This is a genomic window from Pantoea dispersa, assembly GCF_014155765.1.
GTDB classification, from domain to species: domain Bacteria; phylum Pseudomonadota; class Gammaproteobacteria; order Enterobacterales; family Enterobacteriaceae; genus Pantoea; species Pantoea dispersa.
Genome location: NZ_SCKT01000007.1, coordinates 92,603 through 107,361, shown reverse-complemented (window position 1 = coordinate 107,361; position 14,759 = coordinate 92,603). Strand labels below are relative to the sequence as shown.

At 58.1% G+C, this 14,759-nt stretch carries 8 protein-coding genes; 5 read left to right on the top strand and 3 right to left on the bottom strand.

The window, feature by feature from the left end:
- Positions 1 to 180 precede the first annotated feature (180 nt).
- Together hemB and H7K56_RS18005 are read left to right on the top strand one after the other, a co-directional pair.
- Positions 181 to 1,158, top strand: coding sequence for a porphobilinogen synthase (gene hemB, locus H7K56_RS18010; RefSeq protein WP_031279816.1), 978 nt, complete (start codon positions 181 to 183; stop codon positions 1,156 to 1,158).
- A gap of 116 nt (positions 1,159 to 1,274) precedes the next feature.
- Positions 1,275 to 2,249 (top strand): GGDEF domain-containing protein, encoded by a 975-nt coding sequence (locus H7K56_RS18005; protein ID WP_088516893.1) that lies wholly within the window; start codon positions 1,275 to 1,277, stop codon positions 2,247 to 2,249.
- Between the two features lie 20 nt (positions 2,250 to 2,269).
- Here H7K56_RS18005 and H7K56_RS18000 read toward each other — a convergent pair whose 3' ends face one another.
- Positions 2,270 to 3,238: an alpha/beta fold hydrolase gene (locus tag H7K56_RS18000; RefSeq protein ID WP_375140419.1), complete on the bottom strand. Its 969-nt coding sequence runs from the start codon at positions 3,236 to 3,238 to the stop codon at positions 2,270 to 2,272.
- Positions 3,239 to 3,609: 371 nt separating this feature from the next.
- Between H7K56_RS18000 and H7K56_RS17995 the strand changes: the two genes are divergently transcribed.
- Positions 3,610 to 4,104, top strand: a complete 495-nt coding sequence (locus H7K56_RS17995; RefSeq protein ID WP_150360762.1) for a helix-turn-helix domain-containing protein — start codon at positions 3,610 to 3,612, stop codon at positions 4,102 to 4,104.
- Positions 4,105 to 4,793: 689 nt separating this feature from the next.
- Here the strand turns inward: H7K56_RS17995 and H7K56_RS17990 are convergent.
- Positions 4,794 to 5,141, bottom strand: coding sequence for a hypothetical protein (locus H7K56_RS17990; RefSeq protein ID WP_088516543.1), 348 nt, complete (start codon positions 5,139 to 5,141; stop codon positions 4,794 to 4,796).
- Positions 5,142 to 5,319: 178 nt separating this feature from the next.
- Between H7K56_RS17990 and H7K56_RS17985 the strand changes: the two genes are divergently transcribed.
- Together H7K56_RS17985 and H7K56_RS17980 are read left to right on the top strand one after the other, a co-directional pair.
- A complete protein-coding gene (locus tag H7K56_RS17985) occupies positions 5,320 to 8,973 on the top strand; it encodes a S6 family peptidase (protein WP_170264751.1) in 3,654 nt (1,217 codons plus the stop codon).
- Positions 8,974 to 9,250: 277 nt separating this feature from the next.
- Positions 9,251 to 10,522, top strand: a complete 1,272-nt coding sequence (locus H7K56_RS17980; protein ID WP_170264752.1) for an autotransporter domain-containing protein — start codon at positions 9,251 to 9,253, stop codon at positions 10,520 to 10,522.
- Positions 10,523 to 11,133: 611 nt separating this feature from the next.
- Here H7K56_RS17980 and H7K56_RS17975 read toward each other — a convergent pair.
- A complete protein-coding gene (locus H7K56_RS17975) occupies positions 11,134 to 14,757 on the bottom strand; it encodes a response regulator (protein ID WP_150360765.1) in 3,624 nt (1,207 codons plus the stop codon).
- Between the last annotated feature and the right edge of the window lie 2 nt (positions 14,758 to 14,759).

Here is a 14,759-nt window from a genome sequence, read left to right as displayed (position 1 = left end):
GAATGCGCACCCTACGGGTAACGGCGGGTTGTGATTCGGCGGTTGCCGGGTGCGCTGTAGGGTCGGCATTCATGCCGACCGGCAACAACGCCCGGCCCACACCGCACACAATCCTTCATGCTACCCGGCGAAAAGGGGTAAACTGTCGCCACTTTTTTCACCAGCATAAGTTAACCGAGCATGTCTGATTTCAATCTCATTCAGCGCCCAAGAAGACTGCGCAAAAGCGCGTCGATGCGCGAACTGTTCCAGGAATCCCACCTCAGCCTGAACGATCTGGCCCTGCCGATCTTCGTTGAAGAAGGCGTGGATGATTACGTGCCAATCAACGCCATGCCGGGCGTGATGCGCATTCCGGAAAAACGTCTGGCGTACGAAATCGAACGCATCGCCAAAGCCGGGATCCGTTCGGTCATGACCTTCGGTATCTCGCACCACACCGATGCCACCGGCAGCGATGCATGGAACGAAAACGGCCTCGTGGCGCGCATGTCGCGCATCTGTAAAGACACGGTGCCGGAAATGATTGTCATGTCCGATACCTGCTTCTGTGAATACACCAGCCACGGCCACTGCGGTGTACTGTGCGATCACGGCGTCGACAATGACCAGACGCTGATTAACCTCGGCAAACAGGCGGTGGTTGCTGCGCAGGCCGGTGCCGACTTCATCGCGCCGTCAGCAGCAATGGATGGCCAGGTGAAAGCGATTCGCCAGGCGCTGGACGCGGCCGGTTTTACCGATACCGCTATCATGTCCTACTCCACCAAATTCGCCTCGTCGTTCTACGGCCCGTTCCGTGAAGCGGCGGGCACCGCGCTGAAAGGCGACCGCAAAACCTATCAGATGAACCCGATGAACCGCCGTGAAGCGATTCGCGAGTCGCTGATTGATGAAGCGGAAGGTGCAGATTCGCTGATGGTCAAACCGGCAGGCGCTTACCTCGATATCCTGCGTGATATCCGCGAGCGCACCACGCTGCCGCTGGCGGCTTACCAGGTGAGCGGTGAGTACGCGATGATCAAATTTGCCGCTCAGGCGGGCGCCATTGATGAACGTAATGTGGTGCTGGAGAGCTTAGGTGCCATTAAGCGTGCCGGTGCCGATCTCATTTTCAGCTATTTCGCCCTTGATCTTGCCGAGCAAAAAGTGCTCTGATCCTCTCGTTACGCTAAACAATCGCGGATTACCGCGGTTGTTTAGTGCTCTCTGCCCCTGCGCGGGCACGACATCCGGTTTGCTGTAACACATCCATCATTAACAAGAGTTACGCGATGAAAGCACCTGCACTGCCTGCGGACGAATCACAGCGTCTGGCCCAGTTACGTGCGCTCAACATTCTGCACACACCCACAGAAGAGCGTTTTGACCGTTTAACCCGCCTCGCCCGACGTCTGTTTGACGTTCCGGTCGCGATGGTCAGTCTGCTGGAGAATGACTATCAATGGTTTAAATCCAGCGACGGTTTTGATCGGCCAACCACCGCGCGTAACATCTCTTTTTGCGGTCATACCATCCTGCAGGATGAGGTGATGGTGGTCGAGGACGCACTGGCCGACACGCGCTTCAGCGATAATCCACTGGTTACCGATGCAGACAATCCGGTGCGTTTCTACGCGGGCTATCCGCTGCGCACGCCCTCCGGCGCCAAAGTCGGTACGCTGTGTATCATCGATAATCATGCGCGCCAGTTCAACGCGGAGGATCTGCACGCGCTGCGCGATCTGGCGGCCATGGCCGAAGCCGAGCTGGTGGCGTTTCAGACCGCGACGTCCGATGAGCTGACGCAAATCACCAACCGGCGCGGCTTTATGACGCTGGGACAGATGGCGCTGAATGAGTGCCAGCTGAGACAGCTGCCCGCCAGCCTGACGTTTCTCGATCTCGACGGTTTTAAGGCCATCAATGACCGGCATGGCCACCGCGAGGGCGATCGCGCGCTGATGGACTTTGCCGATGCCATGAAGGTGAGTTTTCGCCATGCCGATATCTTTGCCCGGCTCGGCGGCGATGAGTTTGTGGTGCTGCTGAACGGCATTCGTCAGGACGAGGCGGAAGCGACGCTGGCGCGCTTCGCCCACTATCTGCATAAACAGATGCAGGATCTGGAGCGGCGTTACACGCTGCAGTTTTCGTCGGGCATCGTGGAATTTGATCCGCAGCAGCCGCAATCGCTGGAGCAGCTGCTGGAAAGCAGCGACGCACGTATGTACGCCGCCAAGTATCAGAAAAGGCAGCCGCGCAGATAGCCGCTGCGCGGGCATTCACCTTAACGCGCCAGGTCGTCAATCAACGTCTGATTAAACTTCGCTGGCGCTTCCATCTGCGGCGCGTGCCCCATGCCGGGGAACTCGATCAGTCGCGCGCCGGGAATCAGCTGTGCCACCTGTTTGCCCAGCACATTGTAATGGCCGAGCTGCGCTTTCACCGCCGGTGAAGCGATATCGCTGCCAATCGCGGTGGTATCGGCCGTGCCGATCATCAGCGTGGTCGGCACCTTCAGGTCTTTAAACTCGTAATAGACCGGCTGGGTGAAAATCATGTCGTAGATCAGCGCCGAGTTCCACGCCACTTTCTCATGCCCCGGTCCTTTATTCAGCCCGGCCAGCATCTGCACCCATTTGTCATATTCCGGCTTCCACTGGCCGCTGTAATAGGTGTGCTGCTCATATTTCTTAATGCCCGCCGCGTCGAGCTTCAGCTCGCGCTGATACCACTGATCCACCGAGCGCCACGGCGCGCCCTTCGCCTTCCAGTCCTCAAGGCCAATCGGATTGACCAGCACCAGCTTCTGCGTCTGCTGCGGATACATCAGTGCGTAACGCGTCGCCAGCATACCGCCGGTCGAGTGGCCAACGATCACCGCGTTCTCAACGCCGAGCTGCGCTAACAGCTGATGGGTGTTTTGCGCCAGCTGCTGGAAGCTGTACTGATAGCGGGTGGGTTTGGTGGAGGTGCAGAAACCAATCTGATCCGGCGCAATCACGCGATAGCCCTGCTGGCTCAGCGCGTTGATGGTGTCTTCCCAGGTGGCAGCGCAGAAGTTTTTACCGTGCATCAGCACCACCGTCTGACCATTGGCCTGCTGCGCCGGCTTCACGTCCATATAGCCCATGCTGAGCGACTGCTGCTGGGAGGAGAAGGTAAAATGCTGCAGCGGATGCGGATAGTGAAATCCCTCCAGCTGCTCGCCATACACGGCCTCTGCGGCCTGCGCGCTGAGCGTGCCGCACAGCATCGCTGACGCCAGCGCTACGCTCAGTAACGGTTTTAATCGAAAACGAAACGTCATGTGACCTCTTTTGTACAGGGAAAACCCTCAGTCTGGCACGAAAACCGCCGGTGGATATTGATGCGCCGTGCCGCCGCCCGTCACACCTTTAACTGTTAAGCCGCGCAAAGCGATAATCCATTTGCGTTAATAATAACGGCCGTAATTACGGCAACTATTCAACATCATCACAACATGTCGGCGATTAATTTCACGATAAACAAGACCAGTCTTGATGACAATTAATAAAAAAGCCATTTCCTGATAAAACTTTACGTTACGACAGTGCTTAAAAAGTTTAATTTAATTACACTGTGTCGAGTTATTGGAGGACCATAATGATGCAGCAAAAATACAACCAAGGGGTGATTGATTCGGTGACCGAATGGATTATGGCCAACCTGGATCAACGTTTGAGCATTGATGATATTGCACTGAAATCTGGCTATTCCAAATGGTATTTACAGAAACTGTTTGCCCGTTACCATAACGAAACGCTGGCGCGTTATATTCGCAAAAAGAAACTGATTTGTTGCGTGAACGAGCTGAAATTCAGCCGCACGCCGATTATCAGTCTGGCGGTTAAATACCATTTCGAAAGTCAGCAATCCTTTACCCGCTCGTTTAAACAGGTGATGGGCTGCACGCCGCTATTCTGCCGCAAACGCCAGCTGAGCGATGCTGCCGAAGCCCTGCTGCGCAGCAGTGACGATCCCTGCGCGCTGTGTCGCAAGGTCGGGTTTAATCGCAGCGAGCAGGAAAAACAGGTTTGTAATCCGGTAAGCGAAAATAATGGGAAGTTTCCAGCGCGTATTAGCTGCGCGGTACGTTAATCACGTCTGATATTTCGGGAAAATATTTATAACCGCGTGAGTAGAAGCGGCGCGATTTATTGCGCTGATGTTAAGTGGCACCGTGCCCATTCAGGCATTGCGCAATAAATTGCGCCGCTACCGTACGTGCGAAATATCATTTCGGTGCCTGTCGGCCGCACAGATTGTAGCGGCGCGATTTATCGCGCTGATGTTGAATTGCACCGTGTCCATTCAGGCATCGCGCAATAAATTGCGCCGTTACGGTACGTGCGAAATGTCATTTCGGTGCCTGTTGACCGCACAGATTGTAGCGGCGCGATTTATCGCGCTGATGCTGAGTTGCACCGTGTCCATTCAGTCATCGCGCAATAAATTGCGCCGTTACGGTACGTGCGAAATATCATCTCGGTGCCTGTCGGCCGCTACGGTACGTGCGAAATATCATTTCGGTGCCTGTTGACCGCACAGATTGTAGCGGCGCGATTTATCGCGCTGATGTTGAGTTGCACCGTGCCCATTCATGCATTGCGCAATAAATTGCGCCGCTACGGTACGTGCGAAATATCATCTCGGTGCCTGTCGGCCGCTACGGTACGTGCGAAATGTCATTTCGGTGCCTGTTGACCGCACATATTGTAGCGGCGCGATTTATCGCGCTTATGTTCCGCCGCACCGTGCCTGTCCGGCCGGTGAAACCCTGTTATTTCTCAGCGCACCGGCTGGCCCGGCAGCAGCTTATCTGACATCAACTGGCGACAAACAAACGCGTCCTGCCGTGCCTGCTGCTGCTGTTGCGGCGACAAATCCTGCCACACCGTTTGCAGATGCTCTGCCAGCCCGGACTGGAAATGAATCTTCTGCAGCGCGTAATCCGAATTACCGCCTTCAATAATCTGCTGCATCGCCTGTGCGCTGTTATCGCGCCCGTCATGGGTCAGCGTACAAAAGGTCGCGATGTAGTAAGCCTTGTCCTCATCGCTGTAATGCGGCATCAGCCACCAGACCAGCGCACTGATAACCAGCAGCAGCGGCAGCAGGAATTTGATTTTTAACATGGATTTATTGACCAGCTGAAAAAGAAAACGCCGCGATCTTAACAGATTCGCCGCGCCATGCCGCACGCCATTTTCAGGCTTTTCTCCGGCAGATTGAGACGAGGCTTAACGGGGGATACACCGATGTGCTTATAAAGTAGCCCGCTCAATTTTCCTCGTCATTCAGGGAATGAACATCATGAAAAAAAGCCAGCTGGCGCTGCTGATTAGTACCTTGTGCCTTAGCGGTTCACCCTATGCCGGGATTATGCGCCATGACATTGACGTGCAGGAATACCGCGATTTTGCCGAAAACCGGGGCAAATATGCTATCGGTGCCACCGATATTCCCCTCTATCGCAAAGACGGCACCTTTGAAGGCTATGTACTGGACGTGCCGATGCCGGACTTTAGCATGGTCAGCGACGAGGGTTTCAGCTCATTTATCGCGCCATCTTTTGTCACAGGTGCCAAACATGTTCGATATGTTCTGTCGCTGAATTTAGGCAAAAAAGCCAAATTTTCGCCAACTTACCGTGGCATTAACTACAATAATGATCCTACGCGAGACTTTCATTTACCGCGGGTTAATAAGGTGGTCGTCGAAAGCGCGCCTTCGCCTTACATCGGCGGTGAAGAATTATTAGCGAATCGCAGTCGCTATACCTTATTTGCCCGCCTGGGTGCGGGTTATCAGCAAATCGACGATCCAGAAAGCGGTAAATTGATACCTATCGATGGCGCCTACGTCTATAACACCGGTGGAACCTTTAAACCCGGCGCCATTACGAATTTTTATAAGGACTACATTAAGTGGAGAATTTTTTCACCTGATCACCCCTCATTTTCCCTGCTAAGTATTGGTACCCGTGGAGGTGATAGCGGTAGCCCGGTGTTTGCCTGGGACAGTGTTGAAAAACGCTGGGTACAGTTCGCTGTCCATTCTGGCGGCTATGGGGGTACTACCTACAATTATTCCTTTGCCAGTGAATTAATTAATGGAAAGCATGTGCAGGAGGTACTGGATTCCGTCAGGGATGCTGATGTTGAAGACAGCGGCAGCAGTACCCTCGAATGGCGCGGTGACAGCATTACGCAGGATGGCAAAAGCTGGCAATGGCACGGGCTCGATGACAGCCTGGCAGAAACCGCACCCGCCAGCGCCAGCAATGAACAGCTCGACGCCACCAAAGATCTGCGCTTCAACGGCGACGGCGGCATCATCGAGCTGGCGCAGTCGGTCAATCTCGGTGCCGGCCGCCTGCATTTTTCCAATGACTACACCCTGCGCGGCGCAGGCGACGGCAACTTCAGCTGGGTCGGCGGCGGCGTAGAGGTCGACAAGGACAAAACCGTGCTGTGGCAGGTTAACGGCCTGCAGGACGATGCGCTGCACAAAATCGGCGCCGGCACGCTGCACGTTAACGCCAGCGGCATCAATCCCGGCGCGCTTAACGTTGGCGACGGCACAGTCATCCTTGACCAGCAGGCAGACGCGCAGGGGCGTAAACAGGCCTTCTCTACCGTCACCCTGTTCAGCGGCCGCCCGACCGTGGTGCTCAACAGCGCCGATCAGTTAAGCACTGACAACATCCGCTTCGGCTATCGCGGCGGTACGCTGGACGTTAACGGCCTCGATCTGACCTTCGACGATATCCTGCACAACGACAGCGGCGCGCGTATCGTTAACCGCAGTCAGACGCTGGCGCATCTTGCTCTCACCGGCGATAACCGTCTGTTCCTCGGCGAGCTGGGCGAAGCGGAGTCACGCGATAACCTCAACGTGACCACCCATCAGCGCTGGCAGCTGGCCGGCGGCGCGCAGCTTAATCAGCTGGCGGTGGCCGACGGTGTGCTGACGCTGAGCGGCGAACAGGTTGAGCATGCCGGGAAGGTGTTCTTTGCCAATGACTGGCAGGACAAAACCTATCACATCAACCAGCTGCAGGTGGCGCAGGACGCCGCGCTAACCGTCGCTGAGCACGCCCACGTTACCGGCGATATCACGCTGGCCGACGAGGCCACGCTTAACGTGCTGGGCCGTTCCACGCTGGCCGGCGACATCAACCTGAGCGGTACCGCTTCCAGTCTGATTGCCGACATCGCGCAGTACGTCAGCACGCTGGGCGAGCTGGCTTCCACCATCAGCGCCAATATCAGTGGGCAGGGCAGCGTGATTAAAAGCGGTGACGGCCGGCTGACGCTGAGCGGTGACGTCAGCAATCAGCAGGGCGTTGAGGTGCAGCAGGGCGAGCTGGAAGTGAGCGGCAAGCTGCACACGCCGCTGAACATGGCCGCCGGCACGCTGCTCTCCGGCGGCGGCGTCATCAATCACGCCAGCCTCGCCGATAACGTCACGCTGGCACCGGGCTGGAACAATGCGCCGGACAGCTGGTCGACCATGCGCCTTGGCGATCTGCGTCACGGGCGCGACACGGCGCTGGTGCTGAACTCCGCGTTCCGCAATAACGCCAGCGATCGCCTGCTGATCGATGGCGATCTGCAACAGCCGGACGATGCGCCGCTGTGGCTGACGGTAAAACCGCAGGCCAGCTGGATCGATAGCGATCGCAACCACAACGGTGCAGCGGATAACAATGAAGGTGTGTCGCTGGTGCAGGTTGGCGGCCAGGCGCACGCCGACAGCGTCCAGCTGGCCGGCAGCTATGTGGCGCGCGGCGCCTGGGCTTACGGTCTGTACGCCTTCGCACCGGGCCGCGCCAGTGGCGATGAGCGTCTGGTGGCGGGCGAAGGGGATCAGTTCTGGGATTACCGTCTGCAAAACATTCTGCTGGCGGAAGGGGATAACCGCGAACCTTACCTGCCGGAGCCGGAGCCTGAACCGCAGCCCGAGCCTGAACCGCAGCCGGAACCGGAAAATCCGCAGGTGCCGCAGCCAGAGCCAAAACCGGAGCCAGGTAAGGTGCGCGCGGCGGTGATTCCGCAGGTGCCGGCCTACATCTCGCTGCCTGCCGCCTTCCACAGCGTGACGCATAACCTGCAAGCGCTGTTCAGCAGCAGCGCACAGCAGGCGAGCGCAGAGGGCCGTCCGGATCTGTTTGTGTCCGGCTACACCGGCGACGACCGCTATCACAGCGCGGGCGGCTTTATGGATTACGGCTACGATTTTCACAGCCGCTATCAGGGCTGGATGATTGGCAGCCGCTTCCCGCTGCAGTCCGCGCTGGCGCTGAGCGTCGGCGTCAATAAAGGCAATCTGAGCATCACACCGGAAGCGCGAGACGGCAATAGTCACGCCCGCATTGATACGCTGGGCGCCAGTGCGCTACTGAGCTGGCAGCCCGATCAGGGCCTGCAGCTGGCCGTGCCAGCTGGCGTGATGCAGTACCGCGGCAGCGTCAGCACCGACCTGCGCGGTAACGTGACGCAGCTAAAAGCGCGCGGCGCGAACCTCGGGCTCGACAGCGGCTGGCGCTGGCAGTCTGGTGCGCATGCGCTAACGCCGGTGGCCGGTGTGAATGCGCAGTGGCTCGATATCAATGATTTCACCGACAGCGACGGCGCACAGGTCAGCTACCGAAATCCGCTGCAATGGCAGCTCTCCGGCGGCGTAAAATACGACTTCCGCCTCAACGAGAAGCTGAAGCTGGGCGCGGAAACGCGCTACGTGCAGCGCATCAGCCAGCGCGATCGGGTGGCGATTGGTGACGGCCAGCAGGCGGCGCACTTCGCCACCGGACGCGGCGGCAATAGCCTGCAGTACAGCGGTTACGCCGGCTGGCAGGTACTGGATAATCTGGAGCTTAACACCCAGCTTCAGGGCCAGCAGCGCCTGACGCAGGAAGGCATCAGCGACTGGAATCTGCAGGCCGGTGTGAAAATCAGTTTTTAATCGCGGCTCTCATCATGCATCAGCCCGGGACATGTCTTACCGGGCTTTTTCATGCTTTTCTGAAAAAAAACCAGACAAAACTTAATTGCCGCATTATTCGGTCGCATTAGGTTGACGATTCTCGCTATTTTCATCCATGGAAGAGAATATGAAACTTACCCCGCTAACGCTGGTGATCAGTACGTTCTGTTATTGCCTTCCTGCATTCGCTGATGAGCGCGCCCCTACCCTTCCTGCATCAGAAAATAATAATGTTAACACTGCGAATATTCCTCTATTGCCAGAACCTTCGTCTGGCCTGGCAATAGAGGAAATCCCTGAGCTGCCGCTGCTTGCGCAGGTCAGCCGCCAGACCGGCGAAGGGATTAAACAGCTTGGGAAAATGATCGCCCGCGGCTCGTGGTTTGATGAGATCAATCCGGCGACCTCGGGCCTGGTGCGGAGCAGCGTGCTGGCCGGCAATAATAGCCATCATTTGTGGTATTACCGGTTACAGACCATGGTCCTGACCGGGGAGAAAGATGAAGGATTGCCGAATATTAATAATCCTGGCATCGTGGCTCCGATACCCGATCCCGATCATGGCGAAGCTGTCATAATACCGCCGCCTCCACCGCCTGAGCCGGAACCGCCACAGCTTATACCCGCGCCACAAATCCCGACCTATCTCGCCCTGCCCAACATGCTGTATGCCCTCAACGACACCATGCAAACCCGCTTCCACTTTGCTGCCCGGCAGATGAGCCTGGATGATCATCACAACCTGTTTGTGTATGGCTATAGCGGCGGCGAGCGCTATCGCAGTGCGCAGGGTGATAGCGATGCCATCAGCCGCTATCAGGGCTGGATGCTGGGCGCGCGCTGGACGCCAGAAGCGGAACAGAGCCCGCTGGCCTTGAGTGCAGGCGTGCACAAAGGCGTAGTGACTATGCTGTCGGATACGCCGGCGGGACGCAGCCAGTTGCGTATGCAAACCCAGGGTATTAATGCGCTGATCGGCATTCAGCCGCCTGAGGGCTGGCAGCTGGAGGTACCGCTGGGGCTGACGCATTATCGCGGCACCTTACGCCATGAAACCCAAGGTGAAGTGGCGCGGATCAGCGCCGTTAGCGGCAATATCGGCGCAGAAGCCGGCTGGCGCTGGCAGCAGGATGCGCATAGCCTGATGCCGCTGGCCGCAGCCGGTGTGCAGTGGCTGCATATTGCGGATTTCACCGAGCAACAGGGTGCACAGGTGAACTATCAGCTGGCGCCGCAGTTCAGCCTGGCTGGCGGTATTAAGTATGATTATCAGCCGCTATCGTCAGTGAAGATGGGGCTGGAGGCGCGTTATGTCTGGCACAGCGGCAGGCAGAATACGCTGGATGCCAGCGATATGCGCGGATTACCGATTGAGCGCGCCCGCCACAGCGCCCAGCTGGGCGGTTACGTCAGCTGGCAGTTGCATGAAAACGTGGAGATCGGCACGCAGTTGCAGGTGCAGCAGCGGCTGGATCGCCCCGGCGTGAGCGACTGGAATGTGCTGAGCGGCGTGAAAGTGGCGTTTTAAACCAGTAAAAGGATGCAGATTGTTGTAGCGGCACGATTTATCGCGCAATTTCAATTACCGCACCGCGGCAGAATGCGCAATAAATTGCGCCGCTACCATCCGTGCGGTTATCTGCGGCATCACATGGAAGGGATATCTGCACGATACGTCGCGCCATCATGATTTATTGCGGATGCGATATCTGCATTATCCAGTCGCACAAACCGTAGCGGCGTGATTCATCGCGCATTTCAATTACCGCACCGCGGCGGAAAGCGCAATAAATTGCGCCGCTACCACCCGTGCAGTTATCTGCGGCATCACATGGAAGGGATATCTGCGCGAGAAATCGCGCCATCATGATTTATTGCGGATGCGATATCTGCATTATCTCGCCGCACGAACCGTAGCGGCGTGATTCATCGCGCATTTCAATTACCGCACCGCGGCGGAATGCGCAATAAATTGCGCCGCTACCACCCGTGCGGTTATCTGCGGCATCACATATAAGGGATATCTGCACGATACGTCGCGCCATCATGATTTATTGCGGATGCGATATCTGCATTATCTCGCCGCACAAACCGTAGCGGCGCGATTTATCGCGCAATTTCAATTACCGCACCGCTCCATCACGACGCCTGCAAATAATGCACTACCGACTGGTTCAGCGTATCCAGCTTCTCTTCCAGCAGCAGAAGCCCTTCGCGGATGACCTCCTGATCTTCAGCGCTTTGGCAGGCGCGCTCGATCTGCCCGCACAGATCATCGATCTCCCCGGCATAAATGATCTGCGCCGATCCGCCCAGCCGGTGCAGCGATGAAGCCAGCGCCGGCCAGTCCTGCGCATCAAAATGGCGCCAGCACTGCTGCATATCGTTGCGGCTCTCTTCGCCGACCTTCTCCAGCATCTTCGCCACCATCGCATCGTCGTGATACACCATGGCGCGCAGCGATTCGAGCGACAGCAGCGAATCCAGCGCCGGTACTTCGGCGGCCGGCTCGTTGCTGCTCAGCAGCTCGGCCAGCTTGTCAATCTTCAGCGGCTTAAACAGGCAGGCGTTCATGCCCGCTTCCAGACAGCGCACGCGCACGTCCGATTGCGCATTGGCCGTCAGACCAAAAATTTTCACCGCGTTGCCATTGCGGCGCAGGGTCTGCGTCAGTTCGATGCCGCTCATGCCTGGCATATTGCAGTCAGTAATAATCAGATCAAACGACTGATGCGCCAGCAGCGCCAGCGCCTCTTCGCCGCTACTGGCTTCGCTGATCTGCTGGCCCAGCTCGCTGAGCTGGCTCCGCAGCAGCAGGCGGTTGGCCGGATGATCGTCGACCACCAGAATATTCAGCTGCGGCAGCGCACGGCTGCGCACCACGCGGGTTTTCTCCAGCAGCTTGCGCGACCGGCGTGCCGGCATCATCACGTTAAGCTGAATCAGCGTGCCGCGTCCCGGCTGGCTGTTGAGGTTCATGGTGCCCTGCATCTTCTCCAGCAGCTGGGCGCTAATCACCAGACCAAGACCGGTGCCGGTCTGCTTGCGCCCCTCTTCGGTCTGGGCAAACGGCTGAAACAGTTTGGCCTGGTCGGCAGCGCTGATGCCCACGCCGCTGTCTTCGATCTCAATTTCCAGCTCCAGCGAACCGTCTTCCCACTCATGGCCGATCACCCGCACTTCGACGCCGCCTTCGTGAGTGAATTTGATGGCGTTATTGATGTAATTGGCGATCACCTGGCGGAAGCGCGCGGCATCGATAAACACCTCCAGCCCCGACGGCGTGTCACTGTGGTAGTGCAGCGTCAGATTTTTATCGCGTGCCATGCCGTCAAACAGTCGCACCACCGGCAGCACCAGCTGCTCGGTGCTGACCCACTCCGGCATCAGCTCCAGCTGTCCGCTCTCAATCTTGGCCATATCGAGGATATCGCCAATCAGCCCCAGCAGCGTGTTGGCCGACTCGTAGGCGATTTGAATGGCTTCGTTGTCGCGCTGTTTGCGCCCTTCCAGCTCCAGCAGGCCGATGATGGCGCTGATCGGCGTGCGGATCTCATGGCTCATGGTAGCGAGGAACGAACTCTTGGCTCGGTTGGCTTCATCCGCCACCTTTTTCTCCGCCTGTAGCGCCAGCATCAGCAGCTCGTAGGCGGTGACATCCTGCCAGCCGCAGATCAGTCCGGTGATATTGCCCTGCGCATCGCGCTGCTCCTGCGCCCAGTGGTGCACCATGCGCGCTTCGCTGCCGTTCTCGATCTCGATTTCCAGATCCTGGGCGGTATCGCCCCACAGACTGTTGTGCGCCAGCGCCACCAGTTCCGGATCGTTAACCGCTTCCGGGCTCATCAGCGGATAGAGTTTGCTGATGAGCGGCGACAGCGGATGGCGCTGATCGTAAAGCGAAAAGCTCAGGCGCTGCGCGTCGACGCCGGCAAAAAAGCGCTGAAACGCACCGTTAGAACTAACCACGTTCCAGTTGCGATCCAGCACGTAAACCGGCGTTGGCAGGCCATTCAGCAGCGCATCGCGAAAGCGCAGTTCAGCCTGCAGGTCGGCCTCAGCGCGACGGCGATGCTTCACCTCTTTGCCGCGATAGTATATCCATACCAGGCAGGCGATCAGCAGCAGCGCGGTCAGCAGAGTAATAGCGTAAAACTGCGCACGGTACAGCGGCCAGGTGTTGTGCGTGGTCTGCGGCGTCCCCTGCCAGCGGCTGGCAATCAGCGAGATTTCGCTCGGCTGAATATCGGCCAGCGCCTTATCAATAATGCTCAGCAGCTCCGGCTGATCGCGGCTGACGGCAAAGCTCAGCTCCACCGGCGGCAGCGCCAGGCGCGACACGATCTTCAGCGGCTGCTGCGCGTAGCGCGCCAGTAACGTGTTCACGCTCAGCTGGTTATCGATCAGCCCGGCAACCTTGCCCTCCTGCAATAGCTGCAGCGCCAGGCTGGCGTTATCCACTTCAGACAATTGCAGCGTGGGGAAGCGATCCAGCAGCGCCTGACGCGCCGGATTGCCTTTGACGATACTGAGCTTCATGCCGTTATAAAGGGCCTGCGGCGCATCGGGCTGGTCCGGCACCAGTAGCACCAGCGGCACTTTCAGGTAAGGCCGGGTAAAGCGCACCGCCTCCTGATGGCCACCATCCTGTGCCACTGCCGCCAGCATCGCCACCTGATGCTGTTCCAGTTGCTTTACCCCATCACGCCACGAATACGCCGGCACCGGGGTGAAAAACAGCCCGGTGCGCAGCTGAATAAGATGCAGCAGATCGGCGCTGATACCCTGAAATGCACCCTGCTCATCCAGCAGGGCCAGCGGTGCGGAGAATGGATTAAACGCCACCTTCACCTGCGCATGCTGCTGCAGCCACTGCTGCTCGCGCGGCGTCAGGCTGAGCGGCTCCTGCAGTCGCCAGACGTCCGGACGCTGCGTCCACTGCCGCGAAATCAGCCGATGCTGTTCGCCGGGAATCGCGGCGATGGCAGCATTCAGTGCCGTCAACAGCGGCTGATTATCGGCTTTCACCACCAGACGGCTGCCGTATAGTGCGTCCTCCGGTAAAATCGCGGCCAGCGCCAGCTGATTGACATAGCTGCGCTCAATCAAAAACGTCGCCGCCAGCAGACTGCCGAGCGCGTAGTCCGCTTCGCCACTGGCCACCGCCGCCAGCGCCGCCTGGCTGGAGGGATAACGCACCACGCTGGCCTGCGGAAAATGCTGTTTGATTTGAGCATCGGTAAGAAAGCCTTCGCGCATCGCAAGGCGCAGCGGCGCATCGTAGGGCACCGGCTGTGAGGCCTGCTTCTCTGCGCCAATCACCACCGGACGATTGATGAGAAAACTGTCTGTCGCCCTGAAGGCCGCCGCATCGTGCAGTTCACGCCCCGGCGAGGTAAACAGCGCATCCGCCGAGCCGCTTTTCACCGCTGCCTGCGCCGCCGCCTGGCTGGGATAACGCACCATTACCGCCTGCAAGCCAAGGTTACGCGCCAGTAGTTGCAGATAGTCAGCGTAAATTCCTTCCACGCTATTCTCGCTGCTCGCCCCCTGCTGGAAAATCAGGTAAGGCGGTAACTCTGGCGTCCACACCGCCACACGCAACTCATGCCTGATGCGCAGCCAGCGCCACTCGTTGCCGCTCAGCTCAATGTGCAGCGGTGTCAGCTTTTCCCGGCTGAACAGTTGAAAAATTTCCGGCTGCGGCTGGGCAGCCAGCAGCGGGCTCAACAGCAGCAGAAGCAGGGTGATCAGGCGCAGCATCG

What these genes read in the sequence shown, in the direction of transcription:
- hemB (WP_031279816.1), top strand. Translation starts at nt 181, where the DNA reads ATGTCTGATTTCAATCTCATTCAGCGCCCAAGAAGACTGCGCAAAAGC.
- H7K56_RS18005 (WP_088516893.1), top strand. Translation starts at nt 1,275, where the DNA reads ATGAAAGCACCTGCACTGCCTGCGGACGAATCACAGCGTCTGGCCCAG.
- H7K56_RS18000 (WP_375140419.1), bottom strand. Translation starts at nt 3,238, where the DNA reads ATGCTGTGCGGCACGCTCAGCGCGCAGGCCGCAGAGGCCGTGTATGGC.
- H7K56_RS17995 (WP_150360762.1), top strand. Translation starts at nt 3,610, where the DNA reads ATGATGCAGCAAAAATACAACCAAGGGGTGATTGATTCGGTGACCGAA.
- H7K56_RS17990 (WP_088516543.1), bottom strand. Translation starts at nt 5,141, where the DNA reads ATGTTAAAAATCAAATTCCTGCTGCCGCTGCTGCTGGTTATCAGTGCG.
- H7K56_RS17985 (WP_170264751.1), top strand. Translation starts at nt 5,320, where the DNA reads ATGAAAAAAAGCCAGCTGGCGCTGCTGATTAGTACCTTGTGCCTTAGC.
- H7K56_RS17975 (WP_150360765.1), bottom strand. Translation starts at nt 14,757, where the DNA reads ATGCTGCGCCTGATCACCCTGCTTCTGCTGCTGTTGAGCCCGCTGCTG.